Annotated in this window: 24 protein-coding genes; 14 read left to right on the top strand and 10 right to left on the bottom strand. The window is 54.8% G+C overall.

The annotated features are described in order from the left end of the window. Positions 1-3 precede the first annotated feature (3 nt). The gene (locus tag SYN7336_RS00175; RefSeq protein ID WP_017323883.1) at positions 4-756 is read left to right on the top strand and encodes a heme oxygenase (biliverdin-producing); all 753 of its coding nucleotides are present in this window, start codon (positions 4-6) and stop codon (positions 754-756) included. A 152-nt stretch (positions 757-908) separates the two neighbouring features. Continuing rightward, a complete protein-coding gene (gene hemJ / locus SYN7336_RS00180) occupies positions 909-1,472 on the top strand; it encodes a protoporphyrinogen oxidase HemJ (protein WP_017323884.1) in 564 nt (187 codons plus the stop codon). Positions 1,473-1,557: 85 nt separating this feature from the next. Here the strand turns inward: hemJ and SYN7336_RS00185 are convergent, their stop codons facing one another. The 4 genes from SYN7336_RS00185 to SYN7336_RS23740 form a co-directional block, all read right to left on the bottom strand. Further along, positions 1,558-2,190, bottom strand: coding sequence for a heme-copper oxidase subunit III (locus SYN7336_RS00185; RefSeq protein ID WP_026100565.1), 633 nt, complete (start codon positions 2,188-2,190; stop codon positions 1,558-1,560). A gap of 80 nt (positions 2,191-2,270) precedes the next feature. Then, complete coding sequence (gene ctaD / locus SYN7336_RS00190) at positions 2,271-3,950, bottom strand: cytochrome c oxidase subunit I (RefSeq protein ID WP_017323886.1); 1,680 nt, start codon at positions 3,948-3,950, stop codon at positions 2,271-2,273. Between the two features lie 58 nt (positions 3,951-4,008). Further along, positions 4,009-5,007, bottom strand: a complete 999-nt coding sequence (locus SYN7336_RS00195) for a cytochrome c oxidase subunit II (protein ID WP_017323887.1) — start codon at positions 5,005-5,007, stop codon at positions 4,009-4,011. Positions 5,008-5,212: 205 nt separating this feature from the next. Beyond that, entirely contained in the window at positions 5,213-7,027 is a 1,815-nt protein-coding gene (locus SYN7336_RS23740) for a TolC family protein (RefSeq protein WP_017323888.1), read from the bottom strand. Between the two features lie 448 nt (positions 7,028-7,475). On the opposite strand from SYN7336_RS23740, the gene SYN7336_RS00205 reads away from it, so the two are divergent. Then, positions 7,476-9,050, top strand: coding sequence for an NAD(P)H-quinone oxidoreductase subunit N (locus SYN7336_RS00205; RefSeq protein WP_026100566.1), 1,575 nt, complete (start codon positions 7,476-7,478; stop codon positions 9,048-9,050). 264 nt (positions 9,051-9,314) lie between these two features. Beyond that, positions 9,315-9,830 (top strand): hypothetical protein, encoded by a 516-nt coding sequence (locus SYN7336_RS00210; protein WP_017323890.1) that lies wholly within the window; start codon positions 9,315-9,317, stop codon positions 9,828-9,830. Here the strand turns inward: SYN7336_RS00210 and SYN7336_RS00215 are convergent. From SYN7336_RS00215 to SYN7336_RS00225, 3 genes are all read right to left on the bottom strand, one after another. Next, positions 9,827-10,156 carry a YbjQ family protein gene (locus SYN7336_RS00215; RefSeq protein WP_017323891.1) on the bottom strand — a complete coding sequence of 110 codons (330 nt, stop codon included), beginning with the start codon at positions 10,154-10,156 and terminating at the stop codon, positions 9,827-9,829. The two genes, SYN7336_RS00210 and SYN7336_RS00215, sit on opposite strands and share 4 nt — an antisense overlap. Before the next feature lie 96 nt (positions 10,157-10,252). Next, on the bottom strand, positions 10,253-10,549 hold the full coding sequence (gene gatC / locus SYN7336_RS00220; protein WP_017323892.1) for an Asp-tRNA(Asn)/Glu-tRNA(Gln) amidotransferase subunit GatC: 297 nt from the start codon (positions 10,547-10,549) through the stop codon (positions 10,253-10,255). A gap of 45 nt (positions 10,550-10,594) precedes the next feature. Continuing rightward, complete coding sequence (locus SYN7336_RS00225; protein ID WP_017323893.1) at positions 10,595-11,116, bottom strand: photosystem I assembly protein Ycf3; 522 nt, start codon at positions 11,114-11,116, stop codon at positions 10,595-10,597. A gap of 200 nt (positions 11,117-11,316) precedes the next feature. Between SYN7336_RS00225 and SYN7336_RS00230 the strand changes: the two genes are divergently transcribed. The 4 genes from SYN7336_RS00230 to SYN7336_RS23750 all read left to right on the top strand — a co-directional run bounded on the left by SYN7336_RS00230 (position 11,317) and on the right by SYN7336_RS23750 (position 14,096). Then, positions 11,317-12,483 (top strand): trypsin-like peptidase domain-containing protein, encoded by a 1,167-nt coding sequence (locus SYN7336_RS00230; protein WP_227498571.1) that lies wholly within the window; start codon positions 11,317-11,319, stop codon positions 12,481-12,483. Positions 12,484-12,566: 83 nt separating this feature from the next. Continuing rightward, a complete protein-coding gene (locus tag SYN7336_RS23745) occupies positions 12,567-12,782 on the top strand; it encodes a hypothetical protein (RefSeq protein WP_017323895.1) in 216 nt (71 codons plus the stop codon). 6 nt (positions 12,783-12,788) lie between these two features. Then, on the top strand, positions 12,789-13,286 hold the full coding sequence (locus tag SYN7336_RS00240; RefSeq protein WP_083885618.1) for a GNAT family N-acetyltransferase: 498 nt from the start codon (positions 12,789-12,791) through the stop codon (positions 13,284-13,286). Between the two features lie 51 nt (positions 13,287-13,337). Beyond that, positions 13,338-14,096, top strand: coding sequence for an HAD-IA family hydrolase (locus SYN7336_RS23750; RefSeq protein ID WP_017323897.1), 759 nt, complete (start codon positions 13,338-13,340; stop codon positions 14,094-14,096). 25 nt (positions 14,097-14,121) lie between these two features. Here SYN7336_RS23750 and SYN7336_RS00250 read toward each other — a convergent pair whose 3' ends face one another. Together SYN7336_RS00250 and SYN7336_RS23755 are read right to left on the bottom strand one after the other, a co-directional pair. After that, entirely contained in the window at positions 14,122-15,591 is a 1,470-nt protein-coding gene (locus SYN7336_RS00250) for a hypothetical protein (protein WP_017323898.1), read from the bottom strand. Between the two features lie 97 nt (positions 15,592-15,688). Further along, the gene (locus SYN7336_RS23755; RefSeq protein WP_017323899.1) at positions 15,689-16,168 is read right to left on the bottom strand and encodes a pentapeptide repeat-containing protein; all 480 of its coding nucleotides are present in this window, start codon (positions 16,166-16,168) and stop codon (positions 15,689-15,691) included. A gap of 188 nt (positions 16,169-16,356) precedes the next feature. Here SYN7336_RS23755 and SYN7336_RS00260 point away from each other — a divergent pair, with 188 nt between their 5' ends. Next, positions 16,357-17,184: an alpha/beta fold hydrolase gene (locus SYN7336_RS00260; RefSeq protein WP_017323900.1), complete on the top strand. Its 828-nt coding sequence runs from the start codon at positions 16,357-16,359 to the stop codon at positions 17,182-17,184. Positions 17,185-17,193: 9 nt separating this feature from the next. Here the strand turns inward: SYN7336_RS00260 and bioB are convergent, their stop codons facing one another. Further along, positions 17,194-18,168, bottom strand: coding sequence for a biotin synthase BioB (gene bioB / locus SYN7336_RS00265; RefSeq protein ID WP_017323901.1), 975 nt, complete (start codon positions 18,166-18,168; stop codon positions 17,194-17,196). 93 nt (positions 18,169-18,261) lie between these two features. Between bioB and SYN7336_RS00270 the strand changes: the two genes are divergently transcribed. The 5 genes from SYN7336_RS00270 to SYN7336_RS00290 all read left to right on the top strand — a co-directional run bounded on the left by SYN7336_RS00270 (position 18,262) and on the right by SYN7336_RS00290 (position 21,916). Next, positions 18,262-18,933 (top strand): Uma2 family endonuclease, encoded by a 672-nt coding sequence (locus SYN7336_RS00270; protein WP_017323902.1) that lies wholly within the window; start codon positions 18,262-18,264, stop codon positions 18,931-18,933. A 131-nt stretch (positions 18,934-19,064) separates the two neighbouring features. Beyond that, the gene (locus SYN7336_RS00275) at positions 19,065-19,799 is read left to right on the top strand and encodes a Uma2 family endonuclease (protein ID WP_017323903.1); all 735 of its coding nucleotides are present in this window, start codon (positions 19,065-19,067) and stop codon (positions 19,797-19,799) included. Beyond that, positions 19,796-19,921 (top strand): hypothetical protein, encoded by a 126-nt coding sequence (locus tag SYN7336_RS32560; protein WP_017323904.1) that lies wholly within the window; start codon positions 19,796-19,798, stop codon positions 19,919-19,921. The genes SYN7336_RS00275 and SYN7336_RS32560 overlap by 4 nt, the downstream gene beginning before the upstream one ends. Before the next feature lie 48 nt (positions 19,922-19,969). Further along, positions 19,970-21,094 (top strand): class I SAM-dependent RNA methyltransferase, encoded by a 1,125-nt coding sequence (locus SYN7336_RS00285; protein WP_017323905.1) that lies wholly within the window; start codon positions 19,970-19,972, stop codon positions 21,092-21,094. 108 nt (positions 21,095-21,202) lie between these two features. After that, on the top strand, positions 21,203-21,916 hold the full coding sequence (locus tag SYN7336_RS00290) for a class I SAM-dependent methyltransferase (RefSeq protein ID WP_017323906.1): 714 nt from the start codon (positions 21,203-21,205) through the stop codon (positions 21,914-21,916). The last annotated feature ends 20 nt before the right edge of the window (positions 21,917-21,936 follow it).

Here is a 21,936-nt window from a genome sequence, read left to right on the forward strand (position 1 = left end):
AAGATGTCTGGAAACTTAGCTGCACAACTCAGACAGGGCACAGCCGAGTCTCATACTATGGCAGAAAACACCGCCTTTATGAAGTGTTTTCTCAAAGGAATTGTAGAGCAAGGGCCTTTTCAAAAGTTGCTTGCAGATTTGTACTTCCTCTACTCCGCATTAGAAGAGGAAATGCAGAGTTACAGCCAACATGCAGTTGTCGGCCCCATTTACTTCCCAGAGCTCAATCGTCAGGCCAAGTTGGAGGAAGACCTTAAATTTTATTACGGCGAGCAGTGGCGCGATCGCATTCGGTCCTCCGATGCAGGCAAACAATATGTGTCGAGAATCCGTTGGGTGGCAGCTACCCATCCAGCGTTGTTAGTGGCTCATGCCTATGTCCGCTATCTCGGAGATTTATCGGGAGGGCAGAGTCTAAAAAACATCGTGCGATCGGCGATGGAGTTACCAGCCGATCGTGGTACTGGATTCTACGAGTTCGATGCCTTTCCTACCCCAGAGGCTAGATGCGCTTTTAAAGGTAAATATCGCGACGCGCTAAATTCATTAGCTCTGGATGAAACCCTAGCCGAGAAAATTGTGGAAGAGGCGAACTTTGCATTCCAGCTCAACTGTAACGTCATGCACGCATTAGAATCTGACGTAAAAGCTGCGATTGGCGAACATACATTCGAGCTGCTAACAAAACAAGACAGAAAGGGCAGTACAGAACGGCAACCTAGCGATCGCACTTCAGAATTGGCGGCGGTAGAATAAGTCCTCCAGTTTTTACAGCTATCCCCGCCAGTATGTCCTCAATTGCTGCCTGGGGAGAATAGGGGGCGGTTTCTGTGCCGCCCTTCAAACACAATTTTCTAATAAAAGAGTATTTTTCCTCGAGCGATCTCAAAGTTGGGAGACCTAATCTGATGGCTTATTTATGGCTTAAAGTATTTCACATTGTGGGTGTTGTCGTTTGGTTCTCGGGCTTATTCTACCTGGTTCGACTCTTTATCTATGACGTAGAAGCAAGCGGGCGACCGGAACCTGCGAAGTCCTTGCTAAAATCTCAGTATCGCGTAATGGAAAAGCGCCTATTGAATATCATTGCGACTCCTGGAATGATTGTGACGCTTGTGATGGCAATGGGCTTGCTGGCGAGCGATCGCACTCTCATACATCAACAATGGTTGCAACTAAAGCTCGGACTCGTTTTGTTGTTAATCCTCTATCATTTTTACTGTAGAAAGATTTTTAGAAATTTATCTTCCGAAACGTGTGGTTGGACTGGTCAGCAGCTCCGTTTATTAAATGAGCTGCCTACCGTCTTGTTGATTGCTGTGGTATCGTTAGCGATCTTCAAGGATGGCTTGCCTATTTATAGTGCTGCCCTAGGACTAATTGGATTAGTGCTCCTGATGATACTAGCCATCTATTTCTATGCAAAGAAACGCCGGATCTCTCAAGAGGTTCTAATCGTTGAAGCGAATTAATTTACTCCACTAATATGTTTGTGGTTACTTCAGTTGTGGAAATAAAAAGCAATGGAGTGACAGCGCATTCTCTATTACAGATTTATTAGATCGTCGTCAAGATATAAATCAGGGTAAACAGAATAATCCAGATGATATCGACGAAGTGCCAGTAGATCTCGGCCATTTCGACGCCGACGTGATGGTCTGCGGAGTAGTGTCCGGGACGACGCGATCGCCAGATCGTCCCGAGAATGAGCAAAATGCCCACGAACACGTGCAAGCCGTGAAAGCCTGTCATCACGTAAAAACAATTGGCGAATAGGTTTGTACTCAAGCCATAGCCCAAGTTGACATACTCGTAGATTTGACCGCCCAAGAACACCGCCCCCATCGCTGCAGTGGCCGCAAACCAGAGGCGCAATCCCTTGATGTCGTTCTCTTTGACCGCCTTAGTGCCGTAATGAATCACAAAGCTGCTCGACACCAGAATGATGGTGTTGATGGTGGGCAAAAACAGTTCCACCTCGGTCCCTTCGGGGGGCCAAGTGGTTTTGGTCAGCATAAAGACGATGTAGGTGGCAAACAAGCCCCCAAACATCAGCGATTCCGAAGCTAAAAAGGTGAGCAGTCCCAAGACGCGATAGTCGGGGTGCGCTGCGACAGCGCTATCGATAGGAGCACCGGCAACTCCAGCAATCGAGACAGAGTCAGAAGACTCGACAGTAGATCCTTGCATAATCATTAGCCTGCGACGATAAAACGGGAAGGTGGGGCAATCTATCAGCGGACTCCGTGCGTCGAAGTCCGCCACGAGCATTAGGCTGAGGCAACGGGCTCGGGTTCTAGATGGGGTAAATCGGGTGGCTCGATCCCTTGGCCGTATTCGTAAGGACCGTATTCCACCACGGGTAATTCTTCCCAATTCTCCACGAGGGGGGGCGAGTTGGTGGTCCATTCCAAGGTCAGCGCTTGCCAGGGATTGCCGCTGGCTTCAGGACCGTACATCCAACTCCAAATCATGTTGATGAAGAAGGGAAACACCGAGAACCCGAGCAGGATGGAACCGAAAGTGCAGAGGTGGTTGAGGGATTCGAACTGGGGATCGTACATGGCCACGCGGCGGGGCATCCCCTGTAGGCCGAGATAGTGCATTGGCAGAAAGGTGAGATTGGTGCCAATCAAGGTGAGGACGAAGTGAACTCGTCCCCAAGTCTCGTTGTACATGCGGCCCGTCATCTTGGGGAACCAGTGGTATAGCCCCGCATACAGACCGAAGACCGATCCCCCAAACAGGACGTAATGGAAGTGGGCTACCACGTAATAGGTGTCGTGAACGTGGATATCGATGGGGGCAGTCCCGAGGGTCACACCGCTGAGACCGCCAATCACAAACATAGAGAGCAGCCCTAGAGCAAATAGCATGGGACTATTGAGACGAATCTTGCCCCCCCACAACGTGGCCACCCAACTGAAGATTTTGACCCCCGTCGGCACCGACACAATCAGGGTGGAGATGGTGAAGAAAATCCGCATCCAGGGGGGGGTACCGCTGGTGAACATGTGGTGAACCCAGACAAACAGGCCCACGGCACAAATGGCCAAACTGGAATAGGCGATCGCCTTATAGCCAAAGATGGGCTTGCGGGAATGGGGGGAGATTACTTCTGACATAATGCCGAAAATTGGCAAGATCATCAGATAAACGGCGGGGTGGGAATAGAACCAGAACAGGTGCTGGTACATCACAATATTGCCGCCCGCATCTGGCTTAAAAAATGATGTCCCGAAATTAATATCGAACAGCAGCAAGGTAAGGCCGATCGCCAAGACAGGGGTAGAGGCCAAGGCTAAGATCGAGGTGGCTAAAATCGCCCAGCAGAACAGGGGTAACTGGTCCCACTTGAGACTGGGTACCCGCAACTTGAAGATGGTGATGATAAAGTTCACCGCCCCAAAAATTGAGGACGTTCCCGCCAGCGTTACGCTCAAAATCCACATGGATTGAGCGGTGGTCGCCGTAATCGTGCTGAGGGGGGGATAGGAGGTCCAGCCTGCCTGAGCGCCGCCAAAGAGGAAGCTGCCCAACAGCAGTGCTCCCGAAGGCGGTACCAGCCAAAAGGCCAACGCATTTAAGCGGGGGAAAGCCATATCTCGCGCCCCAATCATGAGGGGAACGAGGTAATTGCCAAAGCCGCCAATGGCAGCAGGCACGATCCACATGAAGATCATGATCGTGCCGTGGTTGGTCAGTAGCGCGTTATAGAGACTGGGATCGAGTAAATCGGAATCGGCGGTATAGAGTTCCGCCCGCATCACCATCGCCATCAACCCGCCAATCAGATAGAAGATAAACCCCGTGACGATGTACTGAATGCCAATAACTTTGTGATCGATATTGAAGGTGAAGTAGTCGTACCACTTCCACTGGCGGGGGGGATGGTGCTGTCCCTCAGGCCGGGTGGAAGGGGACTGTAAGGGTATGGATGCTTGTGCCATAAATGCAAAATCTCTCGCGATCGCGAATACTGGTCGTGAGCTCGGTAGAAGGGGTCGTCTATTGAGTGGCTAACCTCTCCATTGGCATCTCCATCGGCATCTGTGCCGGATCGAGACCCATATGGTGCAGGTGCTCGTCCGCAAAGGCTGAATCTAAAGCAGGAGCCATTGCCAGTGCATCCTGCTGGCCTTGTAGGGCCAATGTCTGGTTTTCCTCTAGCCAAGCGGCATAGTCTTCCTCAGACTCCACCACTACCGTGGTGCGCATGCCACCGTGGTAAGCACCGCACAATTCGGCACAGACAACGGGATAGGTACCGAGGCGGGTGGCAGTGAAATGTAACTGGGTGGGTTGGCCGGGGAGGGCATCTTGCTTGAGCCGAAATTGCGGCACCCAAAATGAGTGGATCACGTCTTGAGCTTTGATATTGAGCTGGATGGGGCGATCGACCGGAATGTGGAGTTCTCCCGCCAAGATATCGTAGCCGGGATAGTCAAACAGCCAAGCGTATTGCAGGCCGGTCACGTTGACCTCCACCTGCGATGCCGCGTCAGCTCTAGTCGCGCCAAACCCGAAGGTGGGCAGTTTATTCTCTAGCAGCGACTCAGCATCAGTTGCCTCTCCATCACTGACCAACTGTAGATCGCCAGGCTGCAGTTCTGTGACTTCAGTTGCGCTAGCACTGACCTTTGCCGGAGCAAAGCCTCCCATCTGGGAGAAGATATCCACGCTGTAGATACCCAATGCCATGACGATGACTGCCGGGATCAGCGTCCAAAAGGCTTCGAGGGGGACGTTGCCCTCAATCGGCACTCCGTCGGAGTCATCTCCCGGGCGCTGTCGATATTGAATCGCAAACCAAATAATCGCCCCCTGCACCAGAATGTAAAGGACAGCAGCGATCGCCAACTGGGCGTTGAAAAAGTTATCGACGAGGGGAGCCTGTACTGAGGCTTGCTCGGGCAGTAAACCATTGTTTTGTCCGAGCCACAGCCCGAACAGCGTGAGTGCAACTCCGAGCACGAGGGTCAGCAGTGAAATGGGAATTTGACTCATGGGTCACCTCTGCTCTTCGGCATTCAAACTGCAAGCTGGATATTCGCAAGGGCAGCAAATGAGCCAGTCGAACGGGAATCAAATCTGCTCCATCGCCTGCGAAATTCAGGCAGTTCGATCCTATCCGCGCCCTTCGGAAGGGATGACATAGTTTCCATTTCCTTAAGAAACAGGGCGATCGCTGTTGTTCGGGATGTCAGTCAGCCTAGAGACCGTTAACCGCGCGCTTGAGCTGCACAATGGTCAAATTGTAGTTAGACACCGCATCGGCTAGATTTTGGCGCGCGATCGCTAACCGCCCTTGAGCGTCGAGCACTTCCGTTTGGGTGCCTACCCCTGCTTCGAATCTCAGGCGAGCCAAGCGCAGCTCCTCCTGAGAACTGGTTAAAGCGACCTTAGCTGCCTCAATTTGCTCGCGGAAAGAATTGAGCGAGAAGAAGGCGTTTTCTACCTCAAAGCGGATGTTATTTCTCGCCTCTGCAAAACTAAGGCGGGTTTGCTGCCTTTGCAAGTCGGACTGCTGAGCTGCTGACAGCGATTGCCAGCCATCGAAAAAGGTCCAGTTAAATGTAGCACCCACCGAGTAACCTCGTTCGATGAATGATGTCTGCGAGAAGGTATCTTGAAGCTGAGCCTGATAGTCAAAGGTGGAAAAGATACTGACATTTGGCCTGACATTCGATAGAGCGTTTTGAGCATTCTGTCGCAGTTGCTCGACTTGCTCTCGAAGGCTCTCAAATTCAGCCCGATTCTCAAAAGCAAGCACCAAGGTTTCCTCCAGACTGAGGCCCCAAGTTTCTGTCGGAACAATGGGGTCGGTTGCGGCAACTTCCACAGTCTCTTCAAAGCTCAACAATCGGGCCAAATCGAATCGGGATACCCTTTGGTTATTGAGCGCCTGAATCAGCTCTACCTGATTATTTGCTAACTCAGATTGAGCCTGCAATACATCAAATCGAGTGCCGACACCAGCTCGCTGACGGGCCTCTGCATCTCGCAAACTAGCTCGCGATTCTTCTACATCAGCTTCTTCAACCAAGACTGTCGTATCGGCAAGTTGCAGGCTGTAATAGGATTCCCCAACATCGAGCAGCACATCTTGAATTGTTTGAGCGAGGTTGAACTCAGCTACAGCCAATGCTCGATCTGCTGCTAGATTGCGGGCAATTCGACCGCCCCCATCAATCACGGTAAAGTCAAACCGAATCTGTCCGCTCACGACGTTCGTGATGTTGCTATCGGTTGCAGGAGCGCCATCGCCGATTAGAAATGCGGAAAAGGAGCCAATATCTGGGCTGGCCGGATCGCTGAAACTATAGTTGACGCTGGTTGATAACTGTGGGAAAAATTCTCCCCGCGCTTGCCTAACCCCTTTGCGGGCAATCTCCACGTCGAGCTCAGCCTGTCTAATCGTGGAGTTGCGTTCGAGAGCTCTTGCCAAAGCTTCGTCGAGTGACAGCCCCCGAATCGATTCCACTCGCACTTGAAACGGTTCGTTTGGCAGTTGCAACGTTTCAGCAGCGTCGATGCCTTCTACGGGGGGTAAATCAGCCGGAAAATCGAGCAGAGGAGGAGCCTCAGGAGTCACGATATCCTGGGGGTCATCAGGAACGATCGCTGGAGGGGCAACTAAGCCGCGATCGGGGAAGGTTTCGTTAATCTCTTCTTCAAGCTGTGCGGCTTCGTCCCCGTCTTCCAATAATTCGGAGGCTCTTTCGATCTCGCCGAGGGGGATATCGTTCTCCCCCAGTGGGATATCGTCGATCGGGCTAAATCCCCCTGTTTCCTCAAATCGATCGAGTTGAATGTCGTCGATTGGGCTGAACGTTTCAGTCCCTTCGCCTGCCTGAGCGATCGCCCACTCGGCATCGGCAATCTCCGTTGGCGGAGTCAGCAATTCTTGACTGGATTCGGGCTTTGCCCAGACAACTGGAGAAGCGATCGCCCAAGTGCTAACCCAAATCGCTCCTGCTAATGCAGGGGGGCACCATCGCTGCGGTACCGAGCGGCTAAACTGCATGATTTTCTCACACTCCTCTATATATGATTCATACACAAATCCCACAGATATGGCTAATCGCAGGCCGAACGGCTCGAACATAACTATATCTAGGAGTTTGTGGCGATTCGCAAGAGTTCTTGTCCCTAACAGGCTGCAAATTTCGGCAGCAGACCCCACTTATTCTGCCACTCCTCACTGCGATTGCACCTCAACCGTGCCAAGTTCCGCATGACAGGTATTCCACATCACTCAAGCCATCACTCGGGCTCGGAGGGTGAGACCTCACAAAGGCGATCGCCTGCTGGACTGTCAGCACGCTGCCAGCCTCGCACTTGCTTAGGGTTCAGAAATTTCGCGGTATGCTAAGAGGCGGTGTGCCGCGCTTGTGGCGCAAGGTGCCAACATTTCGGGTGCCAATATTTCAAAGTTGATTATTTTACGATTGACGGAGCGGTCCCGCACGATAATGAACATCTTCGAACCCAATATCGTTCTCAACGCAGGTACGATCTTGCCCGAGGCGATTGTGACGGTAACGCTACTGAGCATTTTGCTGATCGACCTAATTTGGGGAGCCACAGTAGCCCGCTTGATTCCAGCGTTGGCCATTGCCGGTGCGGGCGGAGCCTTAGCTGCTCTCTACGCTCAGTGGGGCAGCGCCGATCCCGTTGGATTTCTAGGTAGCTTCACCGCCGACCCCATTAGCATCGTCTTTCGCGGCCTCTTGGTCATTACAGTGGCCATTGTGGTGCTGATGTCCGTGCGTTATATCAATCAATCCGGCACATCGGCCCCAGAGTTCTATATTTTGCTGCTGACTGCCACCCTAGGCGGCATGTTCCTAGCTGGTTCCACCGATATGGTGATGTTGTTTGTGGCCCTAGAGACTCTCAGTATTTCCAGCTATCTCATGGCAGGCTATACCAAGCGAGATCCGCGATCGAACGAAGCCGCACTCAAATATCTACTCGTTGGGGCCAGCAGTACCGCCATTTTCCTGTATGGCATGTCGCTGCTTTACGGCCTGTCTGGGGGCGAAACGCTCTTGGAAAACATCGCCCCAGCCCTCGCCAATGCGGGACTGGCCGGTACGCTGGCCTTGGTCTTCTGCATTTCTGGCATTGCCTTTAAGTTGGCTGTCGTTCCCTTTCACCAATGGACCCCCGACGTTTACGAAGGGTCTCCCACACCGGTCGTCGCCTTTCTATCCGTTGGCTCGAAAGCCGCAGGCTTTGCACTGGCCCTGCGCTTTTTGACAACCGTGTTTCCAGCCTTGACCGATGAATGGCAGGCAGTTCTGACAGTGCTGGCTATTTTGACCATGATTTTGGGCAATGTGGTGGCACTGGCCCAAAACAGTATGAAGCGCCTGTTGGCCTACTCTTCCATCGCCCAAGCGGGGTTTGTCCTGATTGGTTTGGCGATCGGCACCGAAGCGGGATATTCTTCAGCTCTGTTTTACCTGATTATTTATCTGTTCATGAATTTGGGGGCGTTTTTGTGCGTCACTCTGTTTGCCCTGCAGACTGGCACGGACGAGATCGCGGAATATAGCGGTCTCTATCAAAAAGATCCCTTCTTGACTCTATGCTTGACAGTCTGTTTGCTCTCGCTGGGGGGCATTCCTCCCATGGCAGGCTTTTTCGGCAAGATTTACTTATTCTGGGCCGGTTGGCAGGCAGAAGCCTATGCCTTGGTGCTGGTGGGCCTATTTACCAGCGTGATTTCGATCTACTACTACGTGCGCGTCATCAAGATGATGGTGGTGAAGGAGCCGCAGGAAATGTCTGAAGCGGTGCAGAACTATCCCGAGCCCGACTGGCAACTGCCGGGGATGCGCCCCCTACAACTGGGTATGGCAATTACCTTGGCGGTAACGGTTTTAGCCGGAATTTTATCCAATCCACTGTTCGATCTCACCACTCAATCTGTGACGCGCAGTGCCTTCTTGCAATGGCCTGTTGTGACGCAAACGGCGATCGCCGCCTCTCCAGAAGTAGCGATCGCTCCCCTCGATACCCCTGCTGCCCGCTCTCGGTAAAGCGCCCCCAACACAGCAGCAGTTAGCTCGGATTGCACCCTCCCTTAAAGAAAGCTGGCCTGCGCGAGGTTAGGGGTTCGATATGCGCGAACTGGTAACTAAGGGCACAGTCTTCTGCCTACCCTGTTTGACTAATACTGCGTAGATTAGAACTAGCTGAGTGGAATCTTCACCCACTGGGGGAATTGAGGGCAAGCGGACAGCCCAGCCGCAGCATTCGTTTCCCCCCTCAGCCTGACCTTGAAACTACGCGTGTTTGGCGTGATGAACAGTTTAACCAGCCCCAATCGAAGCAACTGCAATCGACCGAGCCAAACGCACCGAAGTGATGGGGCTCGCCTGTCTAAATGGTTGCTAGGAGGATGTCTCGGAGCCGCTATTTTGCTCGGCCCCGCGATCGGTGGTTGGGCACAAGCTGCAGCGCAAACCGTCTGGCGGGGCAACGGCCAAATTGTCAGCGGTCAGGGCCACGGCGGACGCTTAGAATTAGTCGTCGAAACTAGCTCCGGTCGAATTCGCACTCGCTCGGGACCGGCACTGGATGCTTCGTTTGGCGGAGGCAGCCGAACCTTTCAAAATAGTGCGGGTACATGGCAGATCGACCGGCGGGGCGATCGCCTTAACATTACTCTCCGTCGGGGATCGCAGGTCATTCGCTACCAATTAACCCCCGATAATAAAAACAGTTCGGCCCCAAGGGCGACCGTTGACAAGCCGTTTCCCTTTGAGAAATTCGATACAGAGATTATCTCGGAAATTTTTGGGCTAGAGGAACGCTAGTCCTCGATTGTTACGGCTGTGCCGGTCGCCGTAATCAGCAACAACACTCCTTTCTCGTCGATGTTGATACTGCCGGTGTTGGTGGAAATGCCAATGACGGCGTTAGCCCCCATGCGTCGGGCGCGTTTTTCCATCTCTTTCATAGCCTTCTCGTGCCCCTGTTCGAACAGGCGCTCGTAGCTGCCCGTGCGTCCGCCAATCACTTCGCGGATGTTGGCAAACCAATCGCGGATGAAATTGGAGCCATAGACGACCTCAGCGGTCACGACGCCGACATATTCGCGGATGTGGGTCTCTTGGAGGACATCAGTGGTGGTCAAAAGCATAGAGGTTCAGCCGAATGTGCTGGAGGTGCGAGATGTTGCAGAGAGAGTATACAAAGCTTTTGGGCAAGCACGAGGTGTCTCTCTAGGCCAACAGATCTACTCTTCTGTGGCAAGCAGTTGGGGGACTTTGAAAAAGTCGTCTTCGCGATCGGGGGCGTTTTCGAGCATGGCTTCGCGATCGCCCCAGGGATTGGGAACGTCAGCGCGGAGGGCGGCGGGTATGTCGAGCGCGTGCATGGTGGGGGGCACGTCCTCAGTGTCCAGCTCGCTCAATTGCTCGACGTAAGCGAGGATGTCTGCTAACTCTCGGGTCAGTTGGGTTTCTTCTGCTTCGGTCAATTCTAAGCGGGCTAGGTGGGCGACGTGGCGGACTTGGGCGCGATCGATGCTCATGGAATTTCGGTGGGGCAACGGGGTGGTTGGGGGGTCGGTCGAGGCTCAGAGAGCGTTAATGTTGGCACGTCCGGTGATCTTGAGCCAGTTTTGGGCCTCGATGTAGTTGCCGGGGGCAATACGAATGGCTTTGATCCAATATTCGGCAGCGCGATCGAACAATTCTTCCCCTTCTTCTTCTTTGCCCGCCTCGATCGCCCGATCGCCCCGATAGTGCAGCAAAACTGCAATGTTGTTGAGGGCAGAGCAGTTGCGAGGGTTGAGATCGAGAGACTGCTGATATAAGTTCAGGGCTTCGTCGATGTTGCCGTTACTTTGTTCGATCAGCCCCATGTTGTAGTAGATGTAGCTGCGATCGATGAGGTTTTCTTCCAGCTCTAGGGCTTCTTTGTAGTTATCCAAGGCTTCTGCGTAATCGCCGTCAGCTTGGGCGCTCATGCCATCGCGGTAATAGACAAAGGCTTTTTTCTCGTCGCGATTGACACCCGGCATCATCTTGAGGATCATGTCGGCCATAACCGTAAAGCTTTTGTCGATAAAATTATCGTTGCGCATGCTGCGGGGCATGGGTTCGACTCTCCGAAGACAGTTGGACAGTATTATCCACTGTACCGCTGTTTTTGGGGGCGATCGTGAAAGTTCAAGTAACGGGTGGAGGCATCGCTCGGCATAGCGTACGCTGCAATCACCTTGCCGTTCACTTCGCTCCACCAGTAGCAGTCGCGGGACGGTTACGATAGAACAATCCTCACATCCCTCGATTGACTATGGCCTTTTCTGTAATGCGATCGCTCGGTAAAGCGATTAGCTGGACTGTCTGTCTCTGCTTTATTTCCCTGTTGGTTCAATCTCTCAGCCAACCCCCTTTCCTACAGCCCCTCAGAACGAGTGCTTTGGCCTTACCCGCCGACAGCAACAGTTCTCCCCTCCTTCTGGCCCAAGCTGCTCCGATCGCAGACCCCAACTTTGTCGCGGATGCAGTCGAACGAGTCGGGCCAGCAGTGGTCAGAATTAATTCCTCCCGTACGGTACGCGATCGCCGTCAGTTGCGCGGCTCTAGCCCCTTCCAGCAGCGGGGAGAAGGGTCGGGCTTTATCGTGACTGACGATGGCCTGGTGTTTACCAATGCCCATGTCGTGCAGGGGGCCGATCGCGTCGAGGTGGTGCTCCAAGATGGCCGCAGCTTTCCAGGAGAGGTGTTGGGGGCCGACAGTCTGACGGATGTGGCCGTCGTTCGCATCGAAGCCAATCAATTGCCGGTCGCCACTTTGGGAGATTCTCGCCTGCTCGTGCCTGGAGAATGGGCGATCGCGATTGGCAACCCCCTCGGCTTAGATAGCACCGTTACGGTCGGCATTATTAGCGCTGTGGGGCGATCGGCAGCCGATGTGGGAATTCCCACGCAGCGAGCCGAGTTCATTCAAACCGATGCCGCCATCAACCCCGGCAACTCCGGCGGTCCCCTGCTCAACGAACGCGGGCAGGTCATCGGCATGAATACAGCCATCATTCGCGGTGCCAATGGAATTGGTTTTGCCGTCCCCATCCGCACCGCCCAACGCATTGCCAATCAACTGGTGGCCAACGGTCGCGTCAGCCGTGCTTATTTGGGCATTCAAATGAGTACAGTTACCTCCGAACTGCGCGATCGCGTCAATGCCAGTCCCCGCTCCACCTTTCAACTGTCCGCCGATGCAGGGGTGCTGATTCAGGCCGTTGCCCCCGAAGGTCCGGCAGCCAGGGGAGGGTTGCGTCGCGGCGATGTGATTGTAGCCATTGACGGCGAGCTAATTGCAGATTCCACAACCTTGCAACAGCGGGTAGAACGGGCTGCTGCTGGCGACATTCTCCAGATCTCGGTTCTGCGCAACAATCGGGAACGCACCTTTACGATCGAAACCGAAGAGTTTCCGCTAGAACTCGTCTCTCAATAGACGCTGCCCGGGACGCGATCCCTTCAGCCACATCCCATTGCGAACAAAAACCGATATCCTGAAAGTAAGGATGTTGAAGAAATATGAAGGACTTTCTCAGGCAATACATCGTGCCCGCCCTCATCTTTGTGGTGTTTGCATTCACCCTGTTTGTCGTCAGTGCCCGCTCGTTTCTGCCGGGAGATATGGCTCAGCCCGCTCCCACAGACGAGTCAGCCCTATCGGCGATATGGCAACCTGTGGCAACAGTTGTTTGCTTTACCTCCCCGATGGCGGTCCAACCGCCTATATTCCCCTAACTCGCAATGGCGACCCCATCGGTAGCGCTACCGTCAGGGTATTGCTGGAGAGTGGGAGTTGAGGGCGATCGCGAGCGGCTTTGCCGTTGCTTCCGAGCTGCATTTGCAGAAGCATTTCCGCAACAGCAGTCTTGGCAGCATCTAGACAAGACTGCGGCACGATATTTCCACCCCCAAATGGCCCCCTTTTGGTGGATCGATCCGGTGGAATGCCAGGGTGGAGAATCGAGTGTTGCGTGCGTTTGGGCGTGTCGGGGGGAGTCGCAAGTTTCTGGATTGCCCGTCGCCTATCTGTTGTCTCTCTGGGTTCACCCTCAATATCGCCGACGGGGGTTGGGTACTGCCTCGATTGCGGCAGTGCGGGAATGGGCTCTGGCGAGCGGATGTTCCGCTTTAGAGCTACAGGTGTTTAGCCAAAACCTGGAGGCACAAGCCTTTTATCGACGGCTGGGATTCTGCGTACGAGGACTGTGGCTGCAAGATTCTCTGGGAAAGCAGCCATGAGGAGTGGGGAAAAACGCTTAAATTGACCCTTCGATTGCAAGAGACAGTGCTGTGTTAAACGTTAACGTCGTATTCTTCGATGCTGTCGGAACTCTGTTCCGGGTTCGAGGCAGTGTCGGTCACATTTACAGTCAGATTGCGGCTGACTATGGTGTCATTACCGACGCACAGGTGGTCAATCGCTCCTTTTATCGAGCTTTTAAAACCGCTCCTCCGGCGGCCTTTCCCAACGCGGGAGACCGATTGCAAAAGCTAGAGCGAGCCTGGTGGCAAGCGGTTGTACGGCACACTTTCCAGGGGCTGGGGCTGTTGGAGCAGTTTCGGGATTTTTCGGGCTACTTTCGGGAGGTCTTCGATATTTTTGCTACGCAAGAAGCTTGGGAGCTCTACGAAGACACCATGCCAGTGTTGGAGGCACTCCAGGAGCGGGAGGTCGAAATCGCCATGATTTCCAATTTCGACTCTCGCCTCTATGCGGTCTTGGAAGTGTTAGGGCTGCAGGACCGATTCAGTTCGATCGCCGTTTCGACCGCCGTGGGTGCAGCCAAACCCGATGCGCGCGTCTTTCGCTTCGCTCTCGAGCAGCAAGGCGTTGAAGCCTCGCAGGCACTGCACGTTGGGGACAGTCAGCGCCAAGACTATCGAGGGGCCAAACAGGCTGGCTTGCAGGCTCTGTGGCTCGGTCGCAACAATCCCATGATTGCCCCCGAGGCGGGGCTGCCTCCTGCTGCAGAGACAATTTCTGACCTCTCGGGCATTTTGCCCCGACTGGCTCCCCCTCAAACATCGACAAAACTGCTGTCGATCTAGAGTGCTCGATTGGGTTGGGATGGCGCTAGCTGCGCTCCTCCGATCGCTCGGCAGCCGCTTCAGTCGAGGGCTCTCCTGCTTGGGCCAGTTGCTGGCGGACAAGTACGGCGATCGCCCGAGCCGCACCGGGACTGGCTCGAAACTCCTGCAGTCGCTGGCGGATCGCCCGATAGCGCTGCTCGTCTAGCAAGACCTCGCAGACAGCATCGGCGACATCTTGGGGGACAATACGGCCCCGCAATTCCGGCACCACTTGTTCTTTCGCCCAGATATTGGGCCAAGCCAGATGGCCCAACACTCGGCTAGCCACCCAATTGATGAATTTGGCCACCCATTTGCCCGCCAAGGGCAGGTTGACCAGCAACCCCAACACTCCATCCCAAGCCCGCATGGCCTCTAACTTATTAGTGGGCAAAACCACCACCATCGGCACTCCCAAGCGGGCTAACTCGGCAGTGTTGGCCCCTACCGTCGTGACGCAGATATCGCAGTTCGCTAGTAGCGTATAGGCTGGAAACTCCCGCCACAAGGTCACCACAGTTCCAAAAGGAGTGGCCAGTTGCATAGTACTGCCCCCCTCTTCTAAGAGAGCAGAGGTGCCGTAAATGGTTGCAATGTCGAGATTTTTGCTGACCTCGGCGTAGGCTGCTAAATCCCGAGCCTCCAGTGTCGGGGCAACGGGGATGGCAAATTGGGCGGCGGGTAGGGCCTGACGCAGACAATCGGCTACCGCTAGCACGAGGGGGACCCCTAACGATAATTTGGCGGGCTTGGAACCAGGCAGCAAGCCAATCTGAAAGGCTCGGCGATCGGGGGCTTGGAGGGGCTGCCACTTCCAAGGCAACGAGATAGATGCTGGCAGAGAGAGCTCTAAGTCGGTATCGGGAGCCGTAACCGCAAGATCGGGTGCGGTGGCTGTGCCCGGATCGGGAACTGTCGGTGCGGTATCGGTTTGGAGCTCTAGCGATCGCACTGTCGGGAACGCGATTGCCTCTGGGGCAACGGACAGAGCATTCCCCGCGACGCCATCTGCCATGAGGTCGCCGACAACGTGGAATTTGTCTTGCCATCGCCGGGGTGCTGTCCGAGCGATCGCCTCTGTCCTAACTGCAAACGCATCCACCCAACGCCGCCAGCGCGCCTCCCATTCGGCATAAACCACCACCCGATAGCGCAGCCGTCTCGCCAGCCAAACGGCAAAAAACTGATCGCCCCCTAAAAATAAGATCGTGCCAAACGGAGCCCAGTCCCAGTCCTCCGCAGTCTTGCCTGCCAGTAAAAACCGCCAGAAGTGTTCGGCAGATTGAATGCGATCGAGTCGCAGGTGCTTGCGCGCTAGTTCTGCCTCTCGACCGGAGGCATGGCTGCAGGGGGACAACACTAGCGAGAGCCGAGCGTGGGGCACCTCTTGCCGCAATTGAAGTACCACGGGCCGCACCCAAGTGGTGACTTCCCCCGGTCCATTTGACAAGATCAGAATATCCGCTAGTGGCATTACAGAAAGATTAGCCGTTTGCTCCAGAGTAGCCAAGCTAGGTGGACTGGCGCTCGGCTCGGCGATCGCTTTTATAGAGATCTGGTTGAAAGCGCGATTACTCTTCCAGCAGAATCATACCCAAACTTTCTGGATCCACTTCTGGATCGAACACCGTCTCTTCGGTATAGAAGGCTCCTTCCGTCTGAGTACCATTCCAAATCACATCGTACAGAATTGCCCCTGACAAATCTGCTTCATTGAGTTTGGCATAACTCAAATCGGCCCCGACTAAATTGGCTCCCACCAGCGTTACTTCGGTCAGATTCGCGCCAAATAAGTCGGCTGCGATCAATGACGCTCGGGACAGATCGGAGCGGCTCAAATCCGACCCCATCAGTCGTGCCCCCATCAGTGGGGCTCTCACCAGAATGGCATCTTGCAAATGGCACTCGACACACTGCCCCGTCCCCTGCAAGTAGCGCAGATCGTGGGGTTCCAGCGCTGCAGCAGGCAATATTCCGGCTCCTAAGGCGATCGCGATCGGCCATCCCAATTGCCGAAAATTCAAAGCTCGTTTGACAATCTCTCTCGCCATCCCCAACACACCTCAATATGGACGACGCAACTATTATGACCGCTAAACTCTGGGAAGGCGAGGCTGTTTGCATCAGCCAGCCAATCTTGTGGCAACCCCAGCGCGATCGCCATCTCTCGATAGGAAGCAATGGGTAAAAGTCTTGCAGCCCCCTCACAACACCAGCCCAATTGTGCAACGATGAAAATGTGACTTCCACTGCACCCCATTCCCCCGATCCTGCCTACCAACTGCTGAGTCGCGATCGCCAGCGGCCCACCTTAGCGTTCGTCCACGGTTGGATGCTCAGCCAACGATACTGGGAGCCACTGTGCAGTCAACTATTTCCCCAATACAACTGCCTCACCTACGATCTGCGCGGCTTTGGCCAATCCGAGCTCGGCTCTGCCCGAGCCTTCGACTTAGCGAGCTACGCTCGCGACTTATTGGAACTGCTCGATCGCCTCCAGTTCGATCGCGTCTGGCTGGTGGGTCACTCCATGGGGGGCAGCATTGCTTTGTGGGCCGCCGATCTAGCCCCCGAACGCATTGCAGGTGTCATCTGTCTGAATGCCGGTGGCGGCATTTATCTCAAAGAAGAATTCGAACGCTTCCGTACCGCTGGAGAGCAACTGATTCGCCTCCGCCCCAGTTGGCTGGCTCGCCTGCCGGGTCTGGCGTGGTTTTTCTGCCGCGATAATGTTGTCCGCCCTCTAGATCGCTGTTGGGGCAAGCAGCGATTGTATGACTTTTGTACGGCCAATGCTGCCGCAGCTCGAGGCTCTCTACTCGACTCCACCACCGAGCGGGAAGTACATCAATTGCCGCAAGTGGTGCAGCGCCTGACACAACCGGTATATTTCTTCGCCGGCTTGCAAGATACAGTGATGGAGCCCAAATACGTTCACTATTTAGCTAGCTTCCACGCAAACTACAAACAAGGGGATATCGTTTTCGAGCTGGCCAACTGCGGCCATCTCGCCATGCTGGAACAGACTGATGCGATCGCCGCTCGCATCAAATCCATTGTGGACTGAACTACTCCCCTACCCACTCGCCTCTGCAGCCGCAAGCGATCGCTGTGGCAGCCGCTCCCAAGGGGTTAACCCTAACTGTTGGAATAGAGCCGCATCGGCATCGGAACCGGGGTTCTCGGTCGTGAGCAGTTTTTCGCCCGTAAAGATGGAGTTGGCTCCAGCCAAAAAGCACAGGGCTTGGTCCGAGGCACTCATCTGGTTGCGGCCGGCAGACAATCGGACAACCGCTCGGGGCATGAGAATGCGGGCAGTGGCGATGGTGCGGGCCAGATCGATCGCACTGACGAGCGGGCGATCGCCGAACGGAGTTCCCTCTACCGGCACGAGAGCGTTCACTGGCACCGACTCCGGCTGCGGATCGAGATTGGCAAGCGTATGTAGCAACTCAATCCGATCGAGCTCGCTTTCCCCCAGACCGAGAATGCCGCCACAGCACACCTGAATGCCCGCCGCAGACACGGCGGCAATAGTATCGAGGCGATCGCGATAGGTACGGGTCGAAATAATCTCGGGATAGAAGGTTGCAGAGGTGTCGAGGTTGTGGTTGTAGGCAGTTAACCCAGCTTCTGCCAAGCGCTTTGCCTGATCTGCTCTCAACATCCCCAACGTCACGCAGGCTTCCATCTCTAGGTCTACAACTGCCCGCACCATTGCGAGTACGCGATCGAAGTCCGGGCCATCTGGAACTTGCCTCCAAGCCGCCCCCATACAAAATCGGGTAGAACCATTGGCCTTTGCTACCTTTGCTTGCTCGATGATGGTCTCTAACGGCAGGAGCGCATAGTCTTCGACTGGCGTATCGTAGCGAGCGCTTTGGGGACAGTATTTGCAATCTTCGGGGCAGCGACCGGATTTGATATTCGCCAGCGTACACAGTTGCACCGCATCCGGCGGGTGGGACTGACGGTGAACGGTTTGGGCCTCAAACAGGAGGGCAGTGAAGGGCTGACGATAAATCTGTTCGACGCGAGCGAGGGAAACCAATGGGTCTACTCCCGATAAAGCATGGCTATTGTACCTCTAGCCTCTAACCCGTGCTGCAGCGATACGATAGAGCTACCGATTTCTCTTACACCGATGGTTGCTGCTCCGTTTGCGAAACCCCCAACACCGCTGGTGTATCCCACCTCCGATGGAGAGCCTGTGGCCGAAACCTACGTTCACCTATACGCGCTGCTGGTGACTCTAGAAGTGTTGAAGCAGTATTTAGAAGGCCAGCAGGCGACAGTATTGGGCAATCAGTTTATGTACTACGCTCAGGGATTTCCCAAGTTGCGGGTGGCTCCCGATGTGATGGCGATTTTTGGCGTGGAGCCGGGCGGGCGGGATTCCTACAAGATTTGGGAAGAAGGGCAAGTGCCTGCAGTGGTATTTGAGATGACCTCTGAGGGAACGAGACAAAAGGATGAGGGGTTTAAGTACACGCTGTACGAGCAATTGGGGGTGCAAGAATATTGGTTGTTCGACCCCAAGGGAGAATGGATTGAAGGACAGCTTCAGGGCTATCGATTGCGGGGGGATGTCTACGAACTCATTACCGACGATCGCAGCGAACCGCTGCAGTTGCGCTTGCAAATAGAGGGTCAATTGATTGGGTTTTATCGCGAGGACACGGGGGAGAAGTTACTGATTCCGAGTGAGTTGGCACAGGCATTACAGCAGGAACGACAGCGGGCGGAGCAGGCAGAAGCGCAGGTGGAGCAGTTGAAGGAACAGTTGCGATCGCTCGGGGTGAATCCTGAGGAGTGACGGTCGAGCGTTCCCTGCCCCAATACCGATCGCCTATACGTCGACATTCAGCCAGTGGATTGAAGCGCATACCTTACCCCCAACCCTCCCTGGGCAGCGATACGATAGAGCTACCGATTTCTCTTACACCGATGGTTGCTGCTCCGTTTGCGAAACCCCCAACACCGCTGGTGTATCCCACCTCCGATGGAGAGCCTGTGGCCGAAACCTACGTTCACCTATACGCGCTGCTGGTGACTCTAGAAGTGTTGAAGCAGTATTTAGAAGGCCAGCAGGCGACGGTATTGGGCAATCAGTTTATGTACTACGCTCAGGGATTTCCCAAGTTGCGGGTGGCTCCCGATGTGATGGCGATTTTTGGCGTGGAGCCGGGAGGGCGGGATTCCTACAAGATTTGGGAAGAAGGGCAAGTGCCTGCAGTGGTATTCGAGATGACCTCTGAGGGAACGAGACAAAAGGATGAGGGGTTTAAGTACACGCTGTACGAGCAATTGGGGGTGCAGGAATATTGGTTGTTCGACCCCAAGGGAGAATGGATTGAAGGACAGCTTCAGGGCTATCGATTGCGGGGAGATGTCTACGAACCCATTACCGACGATCGCAGCGAACCGCTGCAGTTGCGCTTGCAAATAGAGGGTCAATTGATTGGGTTTTATCGCGAGGACACGGGGGAGAAGTTACTGATTCCGAGTGAATTGGCACAGGCGTTACAGCAAGAACGGCAGCAGGCGGAGCGAGAACGGCAGCGGGCGGAGCAAGAACGGCAGCGAGCGGAGCGAGAACGGCAGCGGGCGGAGCAGGCGGAAGCGCAGGTAGAACAGTTGAAGGAACAGTTACGATCGATCGAGGTGAATCCCGATGAGTGACAATTGCTCTTCTCGGACTGGCGCAGGTGCCTGCAATCGAGACCGATCGCATCTCGCATTCAAGTGAGTCCTACGGTGAAGCATCTGCTCTGGCGACCTCTTATCGGTCTGAAGCCTTCTAGACCTGCGCGATCGCCGCTCGCATTGAACCTCATTTACTTTCTGCTCGTATGTCCGAATTCTTTGCCACCGTTGCCCGAGGACTGGAATCTCTAGCTGCCCGAGAGCTCTCTCAACTGGGGGCAGCGAAGATCGAGTCCGATTTTTGTGGGGTGAGATTCGAGGGCGATCGCCGCTTGCTCTATCGGGTCAATCTTTGGGCTCGACTGCCCTTTCGGATTTTGCAGGTGATCGATCGCTTTGCCTGTCCCGATGCCGATCGCCTCTACGCCGGCATTCAGTCAGTGGATTGGAGCGCATACCTCACCCCCGCTTGCACCCTCGCCGTCGATGCCACCGGTCGCAGCCGCGCCCTCAACCACAGCCACTACACCGCCTTACAGGTAAAGAATGCGATTGTGGATCGACAGCGGCAGCAATTCGGCGATCGATCGAGCGTGGATGTCGACCGTCCCGACGTGCGCATCAACGTTCACATTTATCGAGATCGCTGCACCCTCAGCCTGGATAGCTCTGGCACCAGCCTGCACCGTCGCGGCTACCGACCTGCTATAGGCAAAGCGCCACTGAAAGAAACCCTTGCAGCTGCCCTGCTCGACCTCTCCAACTGGACCCCCGAACTGCCCTTTCTCGATCCCCTCTGTGGTTCCGGCACCCTCCCCCTCGAAGCTGCGATCGAAGGGCTCAATATTGCCCCCGGCAGCTTTCGCGATCGCTTCGGCTTTCAATCCTGGCCCGATTTCGATCGCCCTCTGTGGAAGGCTCTCTGCGCGGAAGCAGCAGCCTCGCGATTGCCCGGGCTCAAAGCGCCGATAGCAGGCAGCGATCGCGATCGCGATGTCTTAGATCGAGCCCGTGCGAACGCCCGCGCCAGCCAGCTAGATCGCTACATTCACTTCGCCTGCACCGATCTAGCCAATCTCGATCCCCCTGCAGACTGCGGCGTTATCGTTTGCAATCCTCCTTACGGGGAGCGAATTGGAGATCGCCGTCAATTGGGAGAGTTTTACAAGTTGCTGGGCAACGTCCTCAAACAGCGCTTCAAAGGTTGGACTGCTCATATCTTGAGTGGCAATAAAGACCTCGCTCAATCGATTGGCTTGAAATCGTCGCGACGCACTCCCATCTCAAATGGGGCGATCGCCTGTCAGTTGCTCGAATACGAACTCTACTAGGCGATCGTAATCTCGCGATCGTAAAACAAACCGTAGAAGGCCGACAAGGTTGCGACTTCCCCCACAGAGAGCCTGCATAATGGGTCTTACCTCAACTCGGGACCCCGCATGGAAAACCCCACCGATGTCCGTACTGATTGGGAAGAATATACCAAGCCAATCGCCAAACGGTTCGATCGCGAAGTGCAAGTACAATTGGGGCAATCCAATTGGGAATTACCTGAGGAAATCACCGAGCTAGATTTTTGGCAGGCTTGCCAGCACGATCGTCTCGGAGAACGTCTCAGCATTCCCTTTCACGAATTGCGCCAGCCCAAAAAACGCGAACACTGTCTGGATATTGGCTGTGGCGTCAGCTTCTTGATTTATCCCTGGAACCATTGGTCCGCTTATTTCCACGGCCACGAACTCAGTCCTCAAACCGTGCAGTTCGTTCAATCGCGCGGCCCTCAACTGAACTCGAAGTTATTCAAGCAAATGGAACGAGGGGTAGCCCACCAACTCAGTCGCTACGACGAGGCCCAGTTCGATCTGGCGATCGCCACTGGATTTTTGTACTACTATCCTGCCGATTATTTCGCGCTGATGTGGCAGCAACTGCAGCGGGCGCTCGCCCCCAAAGCAGTCACAGTGGTGGAAGTGGTCGACCCCGAGTCGGAGTGGATCGACGAATGGGGGCTGGTAGAGCTGGCTAAAGGGCTAGAGCCAATCTTAACGCCGCTCCAGGAGTGGGAAGCGCTGTTCGTGCAGGTGGGGGCCAAAGTCCGCAAGCAGGCACGAGGGGAGTTGTTTGCGACCTACGCGATCGCCCCAGCCGCTTAGTGCCATAGAATTCAGTGTCT

The sequence above is a fragment of the Synechococcus sp. PCC 7336 genome, assembly GCF_000332275.1.
Taxonomy (GTDB): Bacteria; Cyanobacteriota; Cyanobacteriia; order Thermostichales; family PCC-7336; genus PCC-7336.